Origin of the sequence: Kitasatospora sp. NPDC002040 (assembly GCF_040296785.1) — a bacterium.
In the GTDB taxonomy this organism is placed as follows: domain Bacteria; phylum Actinomycetota; class Actinomycetes; order Streptomycetales; family Streptomycetaceae; genus Kitasatospora.
Genome location: NZ_JBEOXV010000001.1, coordinates 980,807 through 998,974 on the forward strand (window position 1 = coordinate 980,807; position 18,168 = coordinate 998,974).

The window sequence follows — 18,168 nt, forward strand, 5'->3', positions numbered from 1 at the left end:
CCGACGGGCCGTCACCGGCCGACCGGGGCATGGTCGTCCCGGTCATATCGTGGGCGGGTGCCCCCCGCGCTGTCCAGCGACGGTCAGGACCCGGACCGAACTGTGGCGCAACCGCAACCCGGGTGGCACGTGCCGAGCACCGGGCGCGATCCGGGACAATGGCGCCATGACTGCCCAGATTCTCGATGGCAAGGCCACCGCGGCCGCGATCAAGTCCGAACTCGCCGTCCGCGTGGCGGCCCTCAAGGAGCGGGGCATCGTCCCCGGCCTCGGCACCGTTCTGGTCGGCGACGACCCGGGCAGCCGCTGGTACGTCAACGGCAAGCACAAGGACTGCGCCGAGGTCGGCATCGCCTCGATCCAGCGCGAGCTCCCGGCCACCGCCACCCAGCAGCAGGTCGAGGACGTCGTCCGCGAGCTCAACGCCGACCCGACCTGCACCGGTTACATCGTCCAGCTCCCGCTGCCCAAGGGCCTGGACCAGAACCCGGTCCTGGAGCTGATGGACCCGGACAAGGACGCCGACGGCCTCCACCCCACCTCCCTCGGCCGGCTCGCGCTCGGCATCGAGGGCCCGCTGCCCTGCACCCCGTACGGCATCGTCGAGCTGCTCCGGCGGCACAAGGTCGAGCTGGACGGCGCCGAGGTGGTCGTGGTCGGCCGCGGCGTGACGGTCGGCCGGTCGATCGGCCTGCTGCTCACCCGCCGGTCCGAGAACGCCACCGTGACGCTCTGCCACACCGGCACCCGGGACCTGTCCAAGCACCTGCGGCAGGCCGACATCATCGTGGCCGCCGCCGGTGTCGGCCACCTGATCAAGGCCCAGGACGTCAAGCCCGGCGCCGCCGTGCTGGACGTCGGCGTCAGCCGCGACGGCGAGGGCAAGATCCAGGGCGACGTGGAGCCCGCCGTGGCCGAGGTGGCCGGCTGGATCTCCCCGAACCCGGGCGGCGTGGGCCCGATGACCCGCGCCATGCTGCTCAACAACATCGTGGTGGCGGCCGAGCGCCGCGCCAACGGCTGACGCCGGTGACGGCCAAGGCCGGCCGGTCCCGCCGGCGGCCGGTGAAGACCACCGGCACGCTGCCGCCGGAGGGCTCGGCGGCGGCGCTGGACCGCAGCCACCCGCTGCCGGTCCGGCAGTGGCCGATAACGATGGTGCTGGGGCTGGTCGCGGCCGGCCTCGGCATCACCTGGTTCGGTGACTTCAAGTACGGCCTGCTGACGGTCGGCGGGGCGGTGCTGATCGGGGCGGTGCTCCGGCTGGTGCTGCCCGAGGTCGGCATGCTGGCGGTGCGCAGCCGCTTCACCGACGTCACCGTGCTGGCCTTCCTCGGCGGGGCGATCGTGCTGCTCACCCTGATCGCCCAGCCCGACCCGTGGCTGCGGCTCTCGGTGCTGGACAACATCGGCCAGTTCATCGGCCGCCAGCGGCACTGACCGGCACCCCCGTCCGGCGACGGCGGCGGCCCCCGCCCGGCTCCGGCCGGACGGGGGCCGCCGCCGTTGTGACGAATCAGCCACGGCCGGTGGCCCCCGGGAGCACGGGGCTGCGATAACCTGGCGCCGGATCTCTCGATGTCGAGAGACCGTCCTCGGCTCCAGCGCGTCGGGCGCGCGTGGGGCGTGGCTGGCGATCGCTGGAGTAGACAGAAAATGACTCGCACCCCCGTCAACGTCACCGTCACCGGCGCGGCCGGCCAGATCGGCTACGCGCTGCTCTTCCGCATCGCCTCCGGCCACCTGCTCGGTGCGGACGTGCCGGTGAACCTGCGCCTGCTGGAGATCCCGCAGGGTCTCAAGGCCGCCGAGGGCACCGCGATGGAGCTCGACGACTGCGCGTTCCCGCTGCTGCGCGACATCACCATCACCGACCAGCCCTCGGTCGCCTTCGACGGCGCCAACGTGGCCCTGCTGGTCGGCGCCCGTCCGCGCACCGCGGGCATGGAGCGCGGCGACCTGCTGCAGGCCAACGGCGGCATCTTCGGCCCGCAGGGCAAGGCCATCAACGACCACGCCGCGGACGACATCAAGGTCCTGGTGGTCGGCAACCCGGCCAACACCAACGCCCTGATCGCCCAGCGCAACGCCCCGGACGTGCCGGCCGAGCGCTTCACCGCGATGACCCGCCTGGACCACAACCGCGCGGTCGCCCAGCTCGCCAAGAAGCTCGGCGTCACCGTCAACGACATCCAGCGGCTCACCATCTGGGGCAACCACTCGGCCACCCAGTACCCGGACATCTTCCACGCGCTGGTCAACGGCAAGAACGCCGCCGAGGCCGTCAACGACGAGCAGTGGCTGGCCGAGACCTTCATCCCGACCGTCGCCAAGCGCGGCGCGGCCATCATCGAGGCCCGCGGCGCCTCCTCGGCCGCCTCGGCCGCGAACGCCGCCATCGACCACGTGCACACCTGGGTGAACGGCACCGCCGAGGGCGACTGGACCTCGATGGGCATCGTCTCCGACGGCTCGTACGGCGTCGAGGAGGGCATCATCTCCTCCTTCCCGGTCACCACCAAGGACGGCAAGTTCGAGATCGTCCAGGGCCTGGAGATCAGCGACTTCTCCCGCGCCCGGATCGACGCCTCGGTGGCCGAGCTGGTCGAGGAGCGCGACGCGGTCAAGGAGCTCGGCCTCATCTGAGTCCGGGTCAACCTGCCGACACGGCCGGGCCGCCCCAGTGGGGGCGGCCCGGCCGTCGCCGTACACTGACCCCCCGTGACCCTCGCCCTGCTCCTGCTGCTCACCGCTGTGCTGGCCGAACTGCTCCGCCCGCTGGGCCGGCTGGCCGGGTACGCCCGAGGGCTCCGCGAGGAGCCCGGGATCAGCTCCGAGGAGCTCCGCGGCCTGGTCGCCGCCAACACCGAACTCGGGCACGATGAGCGGGAGTTGATCGCCGATGTGTTCTCGGCGGGGGAGCGCCAGCTGCGCGAGGTGATGGTGCCGCGGACCGAGGTCACCTTCCTGGACGCCGACCGCCCGCTGGCCGAGGTGCGCACCGAGACCAGCCGCTCGCCGCACTCCCGCTACCCGGTGGTGGAGGGCTCCTACGACGCGGTGGCGGGCTTCGTGCACGTCCGCGACCTGTACGGCGCGCGCGGCGAGCACGCGCTGCGGGTCCGGGAGCTGGCCCGGCCGGTGAAGCTGCTGCCGGCCACCAAACGGGTGCTGGCGGCGATGGGCGAGATGCGCCGGGAGGGCCACCACCTGGCGATCGTGGTGGACGAGTACGGCGGCACGGCCGGCATCGTCACCCTGGAGGACCTGGTCGAGGAGGTGATCGGCGAGATCCGGGACGAGTACGACGCCCAGGACACCACCGCGACCCGTCGGCTGGCCGGCGGCGGGATGGAGCTGGACGGGCTGCTCAACCTGGCCGACTTCGCCGAGGAGACCGGCGTCACCCTTCCGGAGGGCCCCTACGAGACCGTGGCCGGCTACCTGGTCAGCGAGCTGGGAAAGCTCCCGAGCACCGGCGACCAGGTGGCCACGGAGCAGGGACTGCGGCTCGCGGTGGCCAAACTGGACGGCCGCCGGATCGAACGGATCCGGGTGAGTGCGGTCACACTGGCGGATCCTCCAGGGGCTGATGTTTCCTGAGCGGTCGGTGAAGCTGGAACAATGGCCACCATGGTCAACGCAGCGATCACTGGTCCGGTCAAGGACCGCCCCCGGGTCCTCTCCGGCATCCAGCCCACGTCGGGCTCCTTCCACCTCGGCAACTACCTCGGCGCGGTGCGCCAGTGGGTGGACCTGCAGGAGGCCAACGACGCCTTCTACATGGTGGTCGACCTGCACGCGATCACCGTGCCGCAGGACCCGGCGGTGCTCCGGGAGAACACCCGGATCTCCGCCGCCCAGCTGCTCGGCGCCGGCCTGGACCCGGAGCGCTGCACCCTCTTCATCCAGTCGCACGTGCCCGAGCACGCCCAGCTCGGCTGGATCATGAACTGCCTGACCGGCTTCGGCGAGGCCAGCCGGATGACCCAGTTCAAGGACAAGTCCAGCAAGCAGGGCGCCGAGGGCACCACGGTCGGCCTGTTCACCTACCCGGTCCTGCAGATCGCCGACATCCTGCTCTACCAGGCCGACGCCGTCCCGGTCGGGGAGGACCAGCGCCAGCACCTGGAGCTCACCCGCGACCTCGCGGAGCGCTTCAACACCCGCTACGCGCCCACCTTCACCATGCCGAAGCCGTACATCCTCAAGGAGACGGCCAAGATCCTGGACCTCCAGGACCCGACCGCCAAGATGAGCAAGTCGGCCGCCTCGCCCAAGGGCCTGGTGAACCTGCTGGACGACGCCAAGGTCAGCGCCAAGAAGTTCAAGAGCGCCGTCACCGACACCGACACCGTGGTCTCCTACGACGAGGAGAAGAAGGCCGGCGTCTCCAACCTGCTGCGGATCCACTCCGCGCTCAGCGGGCAGTCGATCGACCAGCTGGTCGAGCACTTCGACGGCAAGATGTACGGCGCGCTGAAGACCGAGCTGGCCGAGCTGTTCACCGACTGGGTCGGCCCGTTCCAGCAGCGCACCAAGGCCTACCTGGACGACCCGGCGGAGCTGGACCGGGTGCTCGGCCTCGGCGCGGAGAAGGCCCGCGCGGTCGCCTCCGAGACGCTGGCCACCGTGTACGACCGCATCGGCTTCCTGCCCCCGAAGCGCTGAAGCCCTGATGTCGAGCACCGTGCCCGCCCCCGTCGGTGACGGCCTCCCCGAGGCCGTCACCATCGGCGTGTCCATACACGTCCCGGAGCCCTTCGGCTCCGCGATCCAGGACGCCCGGGCCGGGCACGGTGACCCGATGGCCCGCTCGATACCCACCCACGTCACCCTGCTGCCGCCGACCGAGCTCCCGCTCGACCGGCTGCCCGCGGTCGAGGCCCACCTGCGCGAGGTGGCCGCCGCGCACCTCCCGTTCCGGATGCTGCTGCAGGGCAGCGGCACCTTCCGGCCGGTCTCCCCGGTGGTCTTCGTCCGGGTCGAGGAGGGTGCCCAGGAGTGCCGCGCGCTGGAGGCCGCCGTCCGCTCCGGACCGCTCGCCCGCGAGCTGGCCTTCCCGTACCACCCGCACGTGACCGTCGCGCACGGCCTGCCCGAGGACGTGCTGGACCGGGCGCACGCCCAGGCCAGGAACTTCCACGCGGCCTTTCCGGTGCCCGGCTTCGCCCTCTCCCGGTTCGGCGCGGACGAGGTCTGGCGGCCCTGCCGCAGCTACGCCTTCGGCACCGGCTGATCCGGCCGCCGCACGGCCGGGATCAGGGCGAGACAGAACGGTGCGATGAACAGCGGCCCCACCAGGTAGCGGTACAGCGGGGCCGGATTGGCCACCAGGACGCTGAGCTGGAAGCCGATCAGCACTCCCGCGAGGGCGTACGCGGCGGGCATCCGCCGCCGCCTCCCGTACCACGCGATCGCCGCGTAGCCCAGGTAGCACCAGGTGGCGCCCCGGTAGCAGAGCCAGTTCAGCTGCGGGACCCGGAAGGTGTTGTACCAGAACGCGGCCACCGGGCGGAGCAGCGGCAGCAGCGGGTGGCTGTACAGCGCCTGCCGGTAGGGGTTGGCCGCGAGCGGGGTGCCCGGGGCGGCCACGCCGTACAGGTCGGCCGGGGCGGGCGGCGGCGCGGCGATCCAGGTGTGCGCCATCTTCTCCGGCGGGCCGGGGAACGGGGACCAGGCGATGTGGCCCCGGCAGATCCGGGCGTTCAGCACCAGGTCGGGCCGCTGCGCCAGGGTGCGCAGCCAGAGCTCCAGCAGCCGGTCGTTGACCCGTTCGGCGGCGGCCCGGTCGAAGCCGGCGGCGAGCACCAGCTGGTCCGAGACGTAGCAGTTGGCGCCGCCCCGGGCCCACTGCTCCAGCGGGGCCACCTGGGCCAGCACGGCGGTGTCGGCCGGGGTGTACAGCCCCGGCTGGGCCGCGTACGCCACCGCGAGGTCGTGGTAGTTGAGCGAGTTGACCGAGCTGACCGAGGGCGGCGTGATCCCGAGCGCCGGGTAGAGCACCAGCTGGCCGAGCAGCGAGACCGCGACGGCGGCCAGGGTGAGCAGGGCCACCCGGAGCCGGCGCCCGGTCAGGGCCGCGGTCAGCACCAGGCCGGCCACCAGGGCGACCCCGAGGCCGTTGTTGCGGAACAGGCCGAGTCCCAGCAGGGCCGCGCCGAGCACCCACCAGTCCGCCCGCCCGGCCCGGCGGGCGAGCAGCCGCGCGGACGCGGCGAAGACCAGCACCGAGCAGAGGGTGAACGGGACGTCCTTCCAGATGAAGACGGTGAAGGCCCCGACCGGCGCGGTCGCCGCGAGCAGCACCGCGATCGGCGCCGTCCACCGGCCGCGGCAGCCCAGGGCCCGCATCGCCACGCAGGTGTAGGCCAGGGTGGCCGAGGCCAGCACGGTCTGGGCCAGCGTCAGCGCCGCGAGGCGGCCGGGCAGCCGCAGGGCCAGCCAGACCAGGGCGTTGTAGAGCACCGAGTGGTCCGAGTGCCAGGCCCCGCCCCCGGTCACCTCCTGGACGTAGACCGCCGAGTCGTAGCTGGTCAGCCCCGGGTAGAAGGACGCCCACCAGAGCAGCAGTACGGCCTGGACCGCGCCGCCGACCAGCAGCGGGAGCCGCAGCCCGCCGGCCGGGGCGGAGGCCGGGGCGGACGCGGACGGAAGGCGGGGCGGGGTGAGGGTGGCGGTCACCGGGTCAGCTCCCCAGTTCGAGCAGGCGGTCGACCACCCGGGCGGCGGCCCGGCCGTCGTCCAGTCGGCAGTGGGTGGCGCGGAACCGCCGGTAGGCGGCCGCGTGCCGGTCGGTCAGGGCGGTGCCGGTGGTCAGCGAGCGCAGGGCGGCCAGGAGTTCGGCCGAGCTGGGGAGCAGCGGCCCCGGGGCCTCGGCCTCGAAGTCGAAGTAGAAGCCGCGCAGGGTGTCCCGGTAGTGCTCCAGGTCGTAGGTGAAGAACAGGATCGGACGGCCGGTGATGGCGAAGTCGAACATGATCGAGGAGTAGTCGGTGACCAGGACGTCGGCGGCCAGCAGGAGTTCCTGGACGTCGGGGTAGTCGCCGACGTCCAGCAGGAAGCCGTCGCCCGCGCCGGGCAGCGGCTCGGCCACGTGCGAGTGCGGGCGGACCAGCAGGACGTGGTCCTCGGCCAGCGCGGCCCTGGCGGCGGCCAGGTCGAGCCGGAGGCCGAGCCGGTAGCCGTCGCCGTCGGAGCGCTGCTGGTCCTCGCGCCAGGTGGGGGCGTACAGGACGATCCGCTTGCCCGCGGGGATGCCGAGCCGGCGCCGGACCGCCGAGGCGTCGGCCGGGCCGGCCAGCAGGTCGTTGCGGGGGTAGCCGGACTCCAGGATCTCCCCGGTGTAGCGGAAGGCGCGGCGCAGGATCGGGGTGGCGAACGCGCTGGGGGAGACCAGCAGGCTCCACTGCGGGACCTCCCGGTCCAGCGCGGCCAGGTAGCCGCTGTCGGTCAGCCAGCGGTGCTCCACGTCGTGGGCGATCCGCTTCAGCAGCGAGCCGTGCCAGGTCTGCAGCACCACCTGGCCGGGGCGGCGGGTGAGGAAGTCCGGGAAGTGGGTGTTGCCGACCAGGTAACGCGAGGTGGCCAGCGCCTCGTACCACTCGGGGCTGTGGGTGCGGACCGGACGTACCCCGGCGGGCACCACCGCCTGGGCGTCGCCCACCGTCCAGAGGTGCTCCAACGGCGCACCGCGCCGGACCAGTTCGGCGTGCACGGCGCGGGGCGAGTCGGCGTAGCCACGCCCGCCGAACACGTCGTAGAGCACGGCGGGGCGGAGCGGCCGGCGGCGGGCGGCGGGGTAGCCGACCCCGCGCAGGCGCTGCTGGGCCCAGCGGCTGCGCTCGGCGGGGGCCAGCACCGGGGTGGAGTCCAGGATCAGGGTGTTGTGCCAGCGGCTCTGCAGCACGGCCTGCTTGGCGCCGCCGGCCACGAAGCCCGAGGTGGCCCCGAGCCGTACCGCGCAGGGGAGTTGGGCCAGGGCGTGCTGGGTGAGCAGCAGCGGCTGCTCGGCGTCGGCCCGGCCGGCCGGACGCAGCCGGAGCTCCCAGATGCCCTGCCGGAGCGGGCGCAGGCTGAGGTCGGGGGCGGTGGTGGCGATCGGCACCAGGAGTTCGGCCGGGGCTCCGGGCCGGACCGCCGTCCGGAGCTCGACGCTGCCGTTGCAGTGCCGGAGCACCAGCTCCCAGGGGCCCGGGCCGGGCAGCACGGTCTGGGCCCGGAGCCGGAAGCCGTCCTGGCCCGGGGTGATCCGGTCGATCAGTACGGCGCCCGGCTGGACGCAGAACTGCGGGTAGCCGTCCGCCAGTTGACGGACCATCAGGGCGCCGCCGGCCGGTCGGGGGAGTACCACGCCGCCGGGCTGCGGCCGTTCGTCGAGGACCGGCCGCTCGGTGGAGCCGTCCGGTCTGAGCAGTTCGCCGTTCCACTGCCCGTCCCCGGTCGCGCTCCCGGGGGCGAAGGCCTCGAACGGCAGCCGGGCGGTGAACTCCCGGCCGGTGGCGGCCACCGGGTGCCGGCTCTCTGCGCCGGTGGTCCCGTGCCGCAGCCGGAAGACGGTGCCCGCCGGGACGTCGTGGGCCCAGCCGGCCAGCTCCAGGCCGCCGTCGACCGGGCGGAGCGCGGTGATCCGGCTCCACACCCGGTGGACCTTCAGCCGCAGCCGCTCCTCGGTGAAGTGCAGCAGCACCCGGACGTTCGGGGCCACCCAGTGCGCCGGCGGGTACTCGCCCGAGCCGCACCAGTACGGCCCGAGCGGCCCGTGCTCGCGCCGCAGGCCGGTCGGCCGCAGCCCCTGCAGCAGCGCGGCCCCGACCTCCCACTCGGCGTCCGGCCAGGCGTCGTGCTCCCGCAGCCGCTCCGGGTCGACCGTGACGGTGAAGGCGGCCCAGTCGTGGTTGAGGTCGCTCTGGGCGCTGTCCTCGGTCACCTCGGGCAGCCGCAGCGGCCGGGTGCGGAGGCGGATCGGGCGGTGGCCGGGCCGGGTCAGCTCCAGCACGGTGAAGGAGCTGCGGACCTTCCCGCTGCCCCGGTCGGCCCGGCGGGCGAAGCCGGTCAGCTCCAGCCGGCCGCCGGTCCACCGGGCGGACCGGAGGCCGAGGGCGAGCGCGGGGGCCGGCCGGTCCGGCAGCCGGGGGGCGGGCAGGGCGGGGCGGGTGAGGGCAGCGGACATGGCGGGCGACTTCCTGGGCGGCGGTCGGCCGCGCGGCGGCCGACAGTCCGGCCGAGCCGTGGGGGAAGGCACCGCGGACCGGAGGTGACACACCCGGCACGGACTGTGAGCGCCATCACATACCCGATAGCGCCGGAGATCAACCGGTACCGCCCGGAACGCCCCGGGACAACCCGCCCGGGTGGCCGCAGCCGAACCGGCGTCCGAAACGGGTCGGACGCCGGTTCGGGCGGGGTCAACCGAGCAGTGCGTCGACCACCCGGGCCGAGGCCTGGCCGTCGTCCAGGTCGCAGTACTTCTGCCGGAACACCGCGTACGCGTCGGCGTGCTCCGCGGCCACCGCGTCGACCCGGCCGAGGGCCTCGACCAGCTCGGCCGAGGTCTCCAGCAGCGGGCCCGGCGCGTCCGCCTCGAAGTCGAGGCTGAAGCCGCGCAGGTTGTCCCGGTAGTGCTCCAGGTCGTAGGTGAAGAACAGGATCGGCTTGCCGGTGTTCGCGAAGTCGAACATCGCCGAGGAGTAGTCCGTCACCAGCACGTCCGCGACCAGCAGCAGATCGGCCATGTCGGGGTAGGTGCCGACGTCCCAGACGTAGCCGTTGCCGGCGCTCGGGACCTGACCGCACATCAGCTCGTGCGCCCGGACCAGCAGGACCTGGTCCGGACCGAGCGCGGCCTGTGCCGCCGCCAGGTCGATCCGCAGGTCGAGCTGGTAGCCGCCCTGCGGCCGGCGCCGGTCCTCGCGGAAGGTCGGCGCGTACAGCACCACCTTCTTGCCCTCGGGCAGGCCGAGCCGCTCGCGGACCTGCTCGGCGGTCTTCTCCCGGTCGGCGGCGAACAGCACGTCGTTGCGCGGGTAGCCGGACTCCAGGATCTCGCCCTGGTACCGGAACGCCCGCCGAAGCACGGCGGTGGAGAAGGTGTTGCCGGAGACCAGGTGGCTCCACTGCGGGACCTCCCGGTCCAGCAGCTTGAGGTACTCGGAGTCGGTGAACCAGACCTTCTCGAAGTCGTGGCCGATCCGCTTCAGCGGGGTGCCGTGCCAGGTCTGCAGGACCACCTGGCCGGGACGGCGGACGAAGAAGTCGGGCAGGTGGGTGCTGGTCACGATGTACTTGGCGGTGGCCAGGTGCTCGTACCACTCCGGGCTCCGGTGCCGGACCGCCTCGGCGCTGCGCGGCAGGTCGGCCTGCATGTCGCTGCTGGTCCAGACGTGCCGCAGCGAGGCGCTGCGGCGGACCAGCTCCTCGTGCACGGCGCGCGGCGAGCCCGCGTACTGGCCGCCGAGCGCGGTTTCGTAGAGCGCGGTGTCGTAGAGCACGGTGTCGGTCAGCGGGCGCTGCTGCGCCTCGGCGAAGCCGTTGCGGAGCTGGCGCTGGCGGTAGCCGCTGCGCTCCTCCGGCAGCAGGTCCGCGTGCGACTCCAGCGAGAGGCTGTCGTAGATGCGGCGCTCCAGCACCACCCGGCGGCCGCGGGCCTGGATCTCCAGCGGCAGTTCGCCGTGGCAGGAGGAGGCCAGCAGCACGTTCGGCCACAGGCTGCCGGGCTCGGCCCCGACCGGGCGGAACTCGACGTCCCAGGTGCCCCGGTGCAGCGGCACGTTCCCGGCGAAGGAGGCGGTCGGGACGGCGGGCAGCGCGGCCCGGAACCGGCCGTCGGTGATCTCGACCGGGTAGCGGTGCTCCTCCTCCCGCCAGTTGTGCCGGACCACCAGCTCGTAGAGGTGGTGGCCGGGCAGCGGGAAGCTGCCGCTGAGCAGGAAGCCCTCGGCGTCCTTGGACCGGACGATGCTGTCCACCACCGGCTGCAGCACCTGGTCGGTGAACTGCAGGTACCCGCTCGGGGACGGCTTGGAGAAGAGCGCCCGGGTGTTGTCCAGGATCGGCACGTCGATCTGCTCGGGTGCCCGGCTGTCGTCTATCACCACCGGCATGGCGGTGCCGTCGGCGAGCAGCAGCTCGGTGGCCCAGCGGTCGCGCGACCGCTCCTCGGCGGCCGGGTCGAGCGCGTCCCAGGCCTCGCGGACGGCGGTCAGCCCGGCGATCGGGAAGCTCGCGGTGAACGGGACCTGGCGGCCGGCCGGCGTACCCAGCTCGACCGGGAAGAGCAGCTCGCGGTCGGACTCGGCGTGCACCAGGCGCAGCTGCACCCCGGCCAGGTCCGCGCCGGAGCCGACGTTCCCGGTCACGGTGACCTCGCCGCGCGCCGCGGCGACCGTCAGGGCCCGGGCCCTGACCCGCTCCACCCGCAGGTAGACGTGGTTCTCCTTGAGCCAGGGCACGATCCGGACGTCGTCCTCGACCCACTGCACCGGCGGGTACTCGGCGGTGTCGCTCCAGCCGCCGGAGATCCGGCCCTTGTAGATGCCGCCCTTGCCGACGCCGGCGATCAGCACCCGCCAGGAGCCGTCCCGCCACTCGCCCCGGTGCTTGAGCCGCTTGGGGTCGATGACGGCGGAGAAGCCGGCCCAGTCGCAGTTGTAGAGGTCGTGCGGCGAGGAGGCGGTGGCCTCCGGGCTGTACATCGCCTTGGTCTGCACGGCCAGCACCCGGCGGCCCTTGGCCTCGCGCAGCACCAGCACCTTGACCATGTCGTGCCGGTTCTCGGCGCCCAGGTGCTCGGGGAAGGCGTGCCCGGTGATCCGGAGCTTCCCGTCCTCCCACGCCGTCTCGTACAGCCGGCTGCGCATGACCAGCGCGTTGTCCAGCCGCAGCACGTCGGCGGGCACGCTCTTGCGGCCGCCGCGCAGGAACGGGTAGTCGGCGTACGGGCGGAGCAGGCCGCGGGCCGGGGCGGCGCCGTTGCTGTCCTTCTCGAACTCCATCTGGTCGACGAACTCGGACATCCGGTTCTGCAGCGTCAGGTGGTACTTCAGCCGCAGCGGCGCGCGCAGCCTGCGGACCTGCTCGGGGCCGATCGCCCGGAGCAGCCGGCTGACGTTCTCCTGGTAGGCCTCCCGGTAGTCCTGGTCGCCCTCCAGCACGGACCAGAAGAACATCGGGATCTCCTCGACGAGGTTGTTCTCGTCGTAGGAGCGCAGGTACTCCTTGAACTTCGGCTCGGGGCGGGCCAGCATCCAGGCCCGGACCAGCTCCATCGACTTGACCCGGTCGATCAACCCCTTGGGGTTGGTGCGCATCTGAGTGATCGACATCTCGCCGACCTCGCGCTCGCGCCAGTGGTAGATCGGCTCGGAGAGCACGTCGACGCTCTTCGCCAGGTAGTGGTGCGGCACGCTGACCGGGGCGTCCTCGTACAGGATGCCCTCGGGGTAGAGCACGCCGGCCGCGTCGAAGAAGGAGCGGCGGTAGACCTTGTTCCAGGCGGTCCGGTCGGTGACCAGGCTGGGGAGCTCGGTGACGTGGGTCTTCAGCCTGGTCTCGGCGAACGGCTTCCGGTGGCCGCCGGACGGGTAGTAGCCCACCGCCCGGAAGCGCAGCACGTTGCCGGTGACGAAGTCCGAGCCGGTCTCCTCCAGCGTGCCGATCATCAGCTCGTACGCGCTGGGCGGCAGGGTGTCGTCACTGTCGACGAAGTTCAGGAACTCGGTGTCCGGGTCGATGTGCCGGTAGCCGGTGTTGCGGGCCGCACCGAGGCCCTGGTTCACCTGGCGGACGAGACGGAAACGCGAGTCCTTGGCGGCATAGGCCTCGGCGATCGCCGCGCTGCCGTCCTTGGAGCCGTCGTCGACCATCACGCACTCGAGGTCGCCGAACGTCTGGGCGGCGATGGAGTCCAGGCACTCCTCGAGGTAGCGCTCGACGTTGTAGATCGGTACGACGACGGAGAGACGGGGGGCCATCGGCTGCGCGGGCCTTTCATCGGGGACGTACGACCGGCTGTGCCCGGTCTGCTTCGATCCGGATACAGGTCTCCGTCGATCCTACCGTCCGGACGGGCCCCGACCCGGGGCGGCGCGGCCCGTCGGGGGACCGCGCGGAGGGGAAACGGGCCGGTCCGGTGCCCCCTACAATGATCCGCAAATGCCCCGCTTCAGTGTGATCGTCCCGGTGTACCAGGTCGAGGAGTACCTGGCCGAGTGCCTCGACTCGGTGCTCACCCAGTCGTGCGCGGACTTCGAGCTGATCGCGGTTGACGACCGCTCGCCCGACGGCTGCGGCGCGCTGCTGGACGCGGCGGCCCGGCAGGACGGGCGGGTCCGGGTGCTCCACCTCCCCGCCAACGTCGGCCTCGGCCGGGCCAGGAACGCCGGCCTGGCGGTCGCCACCGGCGACTACGTGGTCTTCCTGGACAGCGACGACACGCTGACCCCGGGCCTGCTGGCGGCCGTCGACGCCCGGCTGCGGTCGGCCGCGGACCCGGACGTCCTGGTCTACGACTACGCCCGCACCTACTGGGACGGCCGGGTGGTCCGCTCCGCCTCCGCTGGGGTCTTCTCCCGTCCCGGCCCCGAGGTGTTCGACCTGGACGGGCGGCCCGACCTGCTCGACCTGCTGATGGTGGTCTGGAACAAGGCCTACCGCCGCGGCTACCTGGACGAGCAGGGCCTGTCCTTCCCGGCCGGGTACTACGAGGACACCCCCTGGACCTTCCCGGCGCTGCTGGCCGCCGGCCGGATCACCCTGCTCGACCTGGTCGGCGTGCACTACCGCCAGCGCAGGCAGGGCGGCAACATCCTCGCCACCGCGAGCCGGCGGCACTTCGACGTCTTCGACCAGTACGACCGGGTGTTCGCCTTCCTGGACGGCCGCCCCGACCTGGCCCGCTGGCGCCCGGTGGTCTACGGGCGGATGGTGCACCACCTCGACACCGTGGTCTCCCGGCCTGGCCGGATCCCGCCGGGCGACCGCCGCGAGTACTTCCGGCGCGCCGCCGAGCACTGCGCCCGGCTCCGCCCGGCCGGCTACCGGCCGGCCCCCGGTGCGGAGGGGGTCAGGACCGAACTCCTCAGCCGCGGCCGCTACCTGACGTACCAGGGGGTCCGCGTGCTGGCCCGCGGCCGCACGGCCGCGGCCCGGCTGGTCCCCGGCACCCGGTAGGCGCGGCACCCCGTTCGGTGGAAGCGGCGGCCCTCCCGGTGACCTGACCGGGAGGGCCTCGTTACGCCGGTTGCAGTACCGGAGGACTGCCCGGTGCCGCCGTGCGGGAGTCCGGTCCCGACCCCACCGGAAGCGAACCACCATGTCGGACACCGCCACCGGGGCAGCCACGCTGCCCGCCCAGGCCATCCCGCTCGAACCGCCGCCACCGCGGCCGCCCTCGCCCGTCCGCTCCCACCGCCTGCTCGCCGTCTCGGCCGAGGGCGCCGTCGCGCTGGCCGTCGGGATCTGCTTCATGGTCTGGGCCCGCAACATCCACGTGGACCCGATGATCCGGATCGGCCAGGTGAGCGGGCTGGCCCGGCTGCAGTTCCGGGCCGCCCTGGTCGCACTGCCGGTGCTCGGCCTGGTGCTGTACGCCGCGCACCGGTGGAGCCCGCACCGCTACCGGCTGGTGCTGCGGCTCGGCTGCGCGGCACTGGCCGGCCTGGGCACCGGCATCGTGGCGGGCGGCATCGCGGTCGCCCTGCGCGGCACGCCCTGGGGGATCGGCGGCCAGGACGGCGACCCCGGAACGCTGGAGGGCTACGCGATGTCCTTCCTGCGCGGCGAGGGCATCCCCGACCTCTACCCGCCGGGCTTCATCGTGCTGCTGGGGGGCTGGGCCAAGCTCTTCCACCACAACCAGGTCGGCTTCGCCCTGAAGGACCTCCAACTGCTGCTCAGCGCCGCCTTCGGACCGCTCTGCTACCTGGCCTGGCGCAGTCTGCTCCGGCCGGTCTGGGCGCTCGCGGTGGCCCTGCCCGCCTCGATCCTCTTCCTCGACCCGATCCGCCCGTACAGCCACCTGGTGATGGTGATGCTGGTCCCGCTGTTCGGCCGGCTGCTCACCGAGCTGACCCGGGCGGCCGGGCGGCCGGTCCGGGCGGCGGCGCTGCGCGGGGCCGGGCTCGGCGCGCTGTTCGGCCTGCTCTACCTGCTCTACTCCGGCTGGTTCGTCTGGTCCGCCCCGGGGGTCCTGGTCGCGGTGCTCGCCCTCGTCCCGTGGCGGCGCGGCCGCCGGGCCCTGACCCGGGCCGCCGTCCTGCTCGGCGCCACCGGGCTGGCCGCCGCGGCGGTGGCCTGGCCCTCGCTGTACCGGATGGCCACCAACGGCACTGGCACGGTGGACCGTTACGCCTACTTCGACGTCTACGTCGACCCGGCCTACGTGATGGGCTGGCGCTACGACCGGCCCGGGCTGGCCGACTGGGGGTCCTGGCCGCCGCCCGGCGACCTGGCCGGGCAGAGCGGCTTCACCCTGGTGCTGCTGGCGGGCGTCGGGGTGGCGCTGGCGCTCGGGCTGCGCCGTCCGGCCGTGGTGGCTGCGCTGGCCTGCCTGGGCAGCGCGTGGATGCTCAGGTTCTGGTTCGCCGGGCACATGCAGCGCGACCAGGCGGTGATGCTGTACCCCCGCACCAGCTGGCTGATCCTGTACACGCTGCTCACCCTGCTGGTGCTGGCCGTGCTGATGGCCGGGGAGGGGGTGGGCTCGCTCTGGCGGCGGTCGACGGCGGACCGGCCGGTCCGGCTGCCCCGCCACCTCGGGCGGCGGCTGGCGGCGGGCTCGCTCGGCGGGCTGATGCTGTTCGGCGCGATGGCCGGCTCCTGGTCGGCCAACCGCTACATGCCGGTCGGCCCGGAGCGGCTCACCATGGGCCTGGACGCCTGGCGCTCGCACACCCTGCAACGCGCCGACGGCAGCTGCCCGTTGTACGCCCCGGGGCACCGCTGCGGCGCCCCGCGCGGGTACACCCGCCCCAAGGACAGCCTGGACACCAGGATCTGGTGCGGCAACGTCTCATACGCCAACTGGACCGCCTACTGCGGCGGTCGGCCGCCGACCGGGTGAACCCGCGCTGCCGCGGGTGAACCCGGTCAACCGCCCGTACCGAAGCTCACCCGGTACGGGCGGTCACCCGGAGGGACCCGTCTCGTTGCTCCGGTTGGGCCGTCCGTGGCGGTCGGCCGTGCAGCTGTGAGGAGTACCCGATGACCGGAAGCACCGCGACCACCGAGACCCCCGGAATCGTCGAACCGGCAGTCCTGGGCGACGTGCCGGGCTGGTTCTGGGATCTGGACCGACACGCCTTCGAGTGGTTCCTGGACCGTCAGCGGGAGGCCGGCACCGGTGGCGACCTGCTGGAGCTCGGGGCCTACCTCGGCCGCAGTGCGATCGTGATGGGCCGTCACCTCCAGCCCGGCGAGCGGTTCACGGTCTGCGACCTGTTCGACTCCGAGGCCCCGGACGACGAGAACTCGGCCGAGATGGCCATGTCCTACCGCAAGACCCTCACCCGGGACGCCTTCGAGGTCAACTACCTGGCCTTCCACGACCGGCTGCCCGAGCTGATCCAGGCCCCCACCTCGGTGCTGGCCGACGACCGGATCCCGGCCGGCAGCTGCCGGTTCGCGCACGTGGACGCCTCGCACCTGTACGAGCACGTGGCGGGGGACATCAAGGTCGCCCGGGCCGCACTGGCGAAGGCCGGGGTGCTGGTGCTGGACGACTACCGCTCCGCGCACACCCCGGGCGTGGCGGCCGCCACCTGGGAGGCGGTCTTCAACCACGGCCTGCGGCCGATCCTGCTGACCGAGTGCAAGTTCTACGGCACCTGGGGCGACCCGCTCCCGGCCCAGGAGGCCCTGCTGGCCAGCTCCGGCGGCGCCCCCGGCTGCCTGGTCCAGGTCGACACCATCGCCGGACAGCGGGTGCTCAGGCTCGCCGGCCAGCCCGAGCGGATCCGGGACTTCCCGGTCTCCCGGCACCACGACCGGCTCGCCCGGGAGGCCGCCGCCCGCGCCACCCAGGAGGCGGCCGAGCAGCTCACCGTCCGCCGGGCCAAGGCCGCCGCCGCCCGCCGTCCCGCTGCGGTGGCCAAGCGGATGGCCGCCGACCTGCTGCCGCCGGTGGTCACCGCGGCCGTCCGGCGGGCCCGCCGGGGGAACTGAGCCCCCGTCGACCGGAGCGTTTCCGCTCGCCCGGCCGCTCCGACCGGTATACAGGGGACCGGACGATCCGGACCCGACCGGCAAGGGTGACCGTGGAATTCCTGACCAAGCTCCCGGTGATCGGCCCGATCGCCGCCCGGCTGCTGCGCAGCCGCCCCTGGCTGGTGTACGCGCACTTCACCGAGGTGCAGGGCAATCGGCTGGCCGGGGCGGTCACCTTCTTCGGCTTCCTGGCGCTCTTCCCGCTGCTCACCGTGGCCCTGGCGATCGCGGTGGCCACCCTGACGGACAGCCGGGTGGAGCAGCTCCAGCAGGACATCGCCGACCAGCTGCCCGGCCTGGCGGACTCGCTCGACCTGCCCTCGCTGGTGGCCAACGCCGGGACGGTCGGACTGATCAGCGGCGTGCTGCTGCTGATCTCCGGCCTGGGCTGGGTGGACACCATAAGGGGGTCGATCCGCGAGGTCTGGCGGCTCCCCGCCGAGCCGGGCAACATGGTGCTCCGCAAGCTCTGGGACTGCGCCGTACTGCTCGGCCTCGGCCTGGTCTCGGCGGTCTCGCTGGGCGCCTCCGCACTGGCCACCACGCTGGCCCGGCGGGCCGCCGACTGGCTCGAACTCGACGGCGTGGGCTGGCTGTTGAGTGTGATCGGATTCCTGATCGCGGTCGGCGCCGACCTGCTGCTGTTCGCCTACCTGCTCGGCCCGTTCCCCCGGATCACCGAGCAGCAGCGGCGCCGATCCCTGCTCGAGGGCGCGCTGATCGGCGCGGTCGGCTTCGAGCTGCTCAAGCTGCTGCTCTCGTCCTACCTGGGCTCGGTCGCGGGCAAGAGCCTGTACGGCGCCTTCGGCGTCCCGGTCGCGCTGCTGCTCTGGATCAACTTCGTCTGCCGGCTGCTGCTGTTCTGCGCCTCCTGGACCGCGCTGGCCGATCCGGCCGCCGCCCGGGCCAGGACCAGGGCGAAGGCCGACGCGATGCTGGAGAGCGCGGCCGAGCCGGGCTGACGCC

Annotated in this window: 13 protein-coding genes; 10 read left to right on the forward strand and 3 right to left on the reverse strand. The window is 73.2% G+C overall.

The window, feature by feature from the left end:
• The first annotated feature begins 166 nt into the window (after positions 1-166).
• From ABT118_RS04765 to ABT118_RS04790, 6 genes are all read left to right on the forward strand, one after another.
• On the forward strand, positions 167-1,024 hold the full coding sequence (locus tag ABT118_RS04765; RefSeq protein WP_350644875.1) for a bifunctional methylenetetrahydrofolate dehydrogenase/methenyltetrahydrofolate cyclohydrolase: 858 nt from the start codon (positions 167-169) through the stop codon (positions 1,022-1,024).
• A 5-nt stretch (positions 1,025-1,029) separates the two neighbouring features.
• A complete protein-coding gene (locus ABT118_RS04770) occupies positions 1,030-1,440 on the forward strand; it encodes a DUF3017 domain-containing protein (RefSeq protein ID WP_350644876.1) in 411 nt (136 codons plus the stop codon).
• Positions 1,441-1,656: 216 nt separating this feature from the next.
• A complete protein-coding gene (locus ABT118_RS04775) occupies positions 1,657-2,646 on the forward strand; it encodes a malate dehydrogenase (RefSeq protein ID WP_350644877.1) in 990 nt (329 codons plus the stop codon).
• A gap of 75 nt (positions 2,647-2,721) precedes the next feature.
• Positions 2,722-3,603 carry a hemolysin family protein gene (locus tag ABT118_RS04780; protein WP_350644878.1) on the forward strand — a complete coding sequence of 294 codons (882 nt, stop codon included), beginning with the start codon at positions 2,722-2,724 and terminating at the stop codon, positions 3,601-3,603.
• A 30-nt stretch (positions 3,604-3,633) separates the two neighbouring features.
• The gene (gene trpS / locus ABT118_RS04785) at positions 3,634-4,671 is read left to right on the forward strand and encodes a tryptophan--tRNA ligase (protein ID WP_350644879.1); all 1,038 of its coding nucleotides are present in this window, start codon (positions 3,634-3,636) and stop codon (positions 4,669-4,671) included.
• A gap of 7 nt (positions 4,672-4,678) precedes the next feature.
• Positions 4,679-5,239, forward strand: coding sequence for a 2'-5' RNA ligase family protein (locus ABT118_RS04790; protein ID WP_350644880.1), 561 nt, complete (start codon positions 4,679-4,681; stop codon positions 5,237-5,239).
• On the opposite strand, the gene ABT118_RS04795 is transcribed toward ABT118_RS04790, so the two are convergent.
• The 3 genes from ABT118_RS04795 to ABT118_RS04805 all read right to left on the reverse strand — a co-directional run bounded on the left by ABT118_RS04795 (position 5,218) and on the right by ABT118_RS04805 (position 12,971).
• Entirely contained in the window at positions 5,218-6,684 is a 1,467-nt protein-coding gene (locus ABT118_RS04795) for a hypothetical protein (RefSeq protein ID WP_350644881.1), read from the reverse strand. The two genes, ABT118_RS04790 and ABT118_RS04795, sit on opposite strands and share 22 nt — an antisense overlap.
• 4 nt (positions 6,685-6,688) lie before the next feature.
• Positions 6,689-9,172: a CDP-glycerol glycerophosphotransferase family protein gene (locus tag ABT118_RS04800; RefSeq protein ID WP_350644882.1), complete on the reverse strand. Its 2,484-nt coding sequence runs from the start codon at positions 9,170-9,172 to the stop codon at positions 6,689-6,691.
• Between the two features lie 235 nt (positions 9,173-9,407).
• The gene (locus tag ABT118_RS04805; RefSeq protein WP_350644883.1) at positions 9,408-12,971 is read right to left on the reverse strand and encodes a bifunctional glycosyltransferase/CDP-glycerol:glycerophosphate glycerophosphotransferase; all 3,564 of its coding nucleotides are present in this window, start codon (positions 12,969-12,971) and stop codon (positions 9,408-9,410) included.
• 181 nt (positions 12,972-13,152) lie between these two features.
• Between ABT118_RS04805 and ABT118_RS04810 the strand changes: the two genes are divergently transcribed.
• The 4 genes from ABT118_RS04810 to ABT118_RS04825 all read left to right on the forward strand — a co-directional run bounded on the left by ABT118_RS04810 (position 13,153) and on the right by ABT118_RS04825 (position 18,164).
• Positions 13,153-14,169 (forward strand): glycosyltransferase family 2 protein, encoded by a 1,017-nt coding sequence (locus tag ABT118_RS04810; protein ID WP_350644884.1) that lies wholly within the window; start codon positions 13,153-13,155, stop codon positions 14,167-14,169.
• A gap of 142 nt (positions 14,170-14,311) precedes the next feature.
• A complete protein-coding gene (locus tag ABT118_RS04815) occupies positions 14,312-16,060 on the forward strand; it encodes a hypothetical protein (RefSeq protein ID WP_350644885.1) in 1,749 nt (582 codons plus the stop codon).
• A gap of 140 nt (positions 16,061-16,200) precedes the next feature.
• On the forward strand, positions 16,201-17,160 hold the full coding sequence (locus ABT118_RS04820) for a class I SAM-dependent methyltransferase (protein ID WP_350644886.1): 960 nt from the start codon (positions 16,201-16,203) through the stop codon (positions 17,158-17,160).
• A gap of 86 nt (positions 17,161-17,246) precedes the next feature.
• The gene (locus ABT118_RS04825; RefSeq protein ID WP_350644887.1) at positions 17,247-18,164 is read left to right on the forward strand and encodes a YihY/virulence factor BrkB family protein; all 918 of its coding nucleotides are present in this window, start codon (positions 17,247-17,249) and stop codon (positions 18,162-18,164) included.
• Positions 18,165-18,168: the final 4 nt, after the last annotated feature.

What these genes read in the sequence shown, in the direction of transcription:
- ABT118_RS04775 (WP_350644877.1), top strand. Translation starts at nt 1,657, where the DNA reads ATGACTCGCACCCCCGTCAACGTCACCGTCACCGGCGCGGCCGGCCAG.
- ABT118_RS04820 (WP_350644886.1), top strand. Translation starts at nt 16,201, where the DNA reads ATGACCGGAAGCACCGCGACCACCGAGACCCCCGGAATCGTCGAACCG.
- ABT118_RS04790 (WP_350644880.1), top strand. Translation starts at nt 4,679, where the DNA reads ATGTCGAGCACCGTGCCCGCCCCCGTCGGTGACGGCCTCCCCGAGGCC.
- ABT118_RS04800 (WP_350644882.1), bottom strand. Translation starts at nt 9,172, where the DNA reads ATGTCCGCTGCCCTCACCCGCCCCGCCCTGCCCGCCCCCCGGCTGCCG.
- ABT118_RS04815 (WP_350644885.1), top strand. Translation starts at nt 14,312, where the DNA reads ATGTCGGACACCGCCACCGGGGCAGCCACGCTGCCCGCCCAGGCCATC.
- ABT118_RS04810 (WP_350644884.1), top strand. Translation starts at nt 13,153, where the DNA reads ATGCCCCGCTTCAGTGTGATCGTCCCGGTGTACCAGGTCGAGGAGTAC.
- ABT118_RS04805 (WP_350644883.1), bottom strand. Translation starts at nt 12,971, where the DNA reads ATGGCCCCCCGTCTCTCCGTCGTCGTACCGATCTACAACGTCGAGCGC.
- trpS (WP_350644879.1), top strand. Translation starts at nt 3,634, where the DNA reads ATGGTCAACGCAGCGATCACTGGTCCGGTCAAGGACCGCCCCCGGGTC.
- ABT118_RS04765 (WP_350644875.1), top strand. Translation starts at nt 167, where the DNA reads ATGACTGCCCAGATTCTCGATGGCAAGGCCACCGCGGCCGCGATCAAG.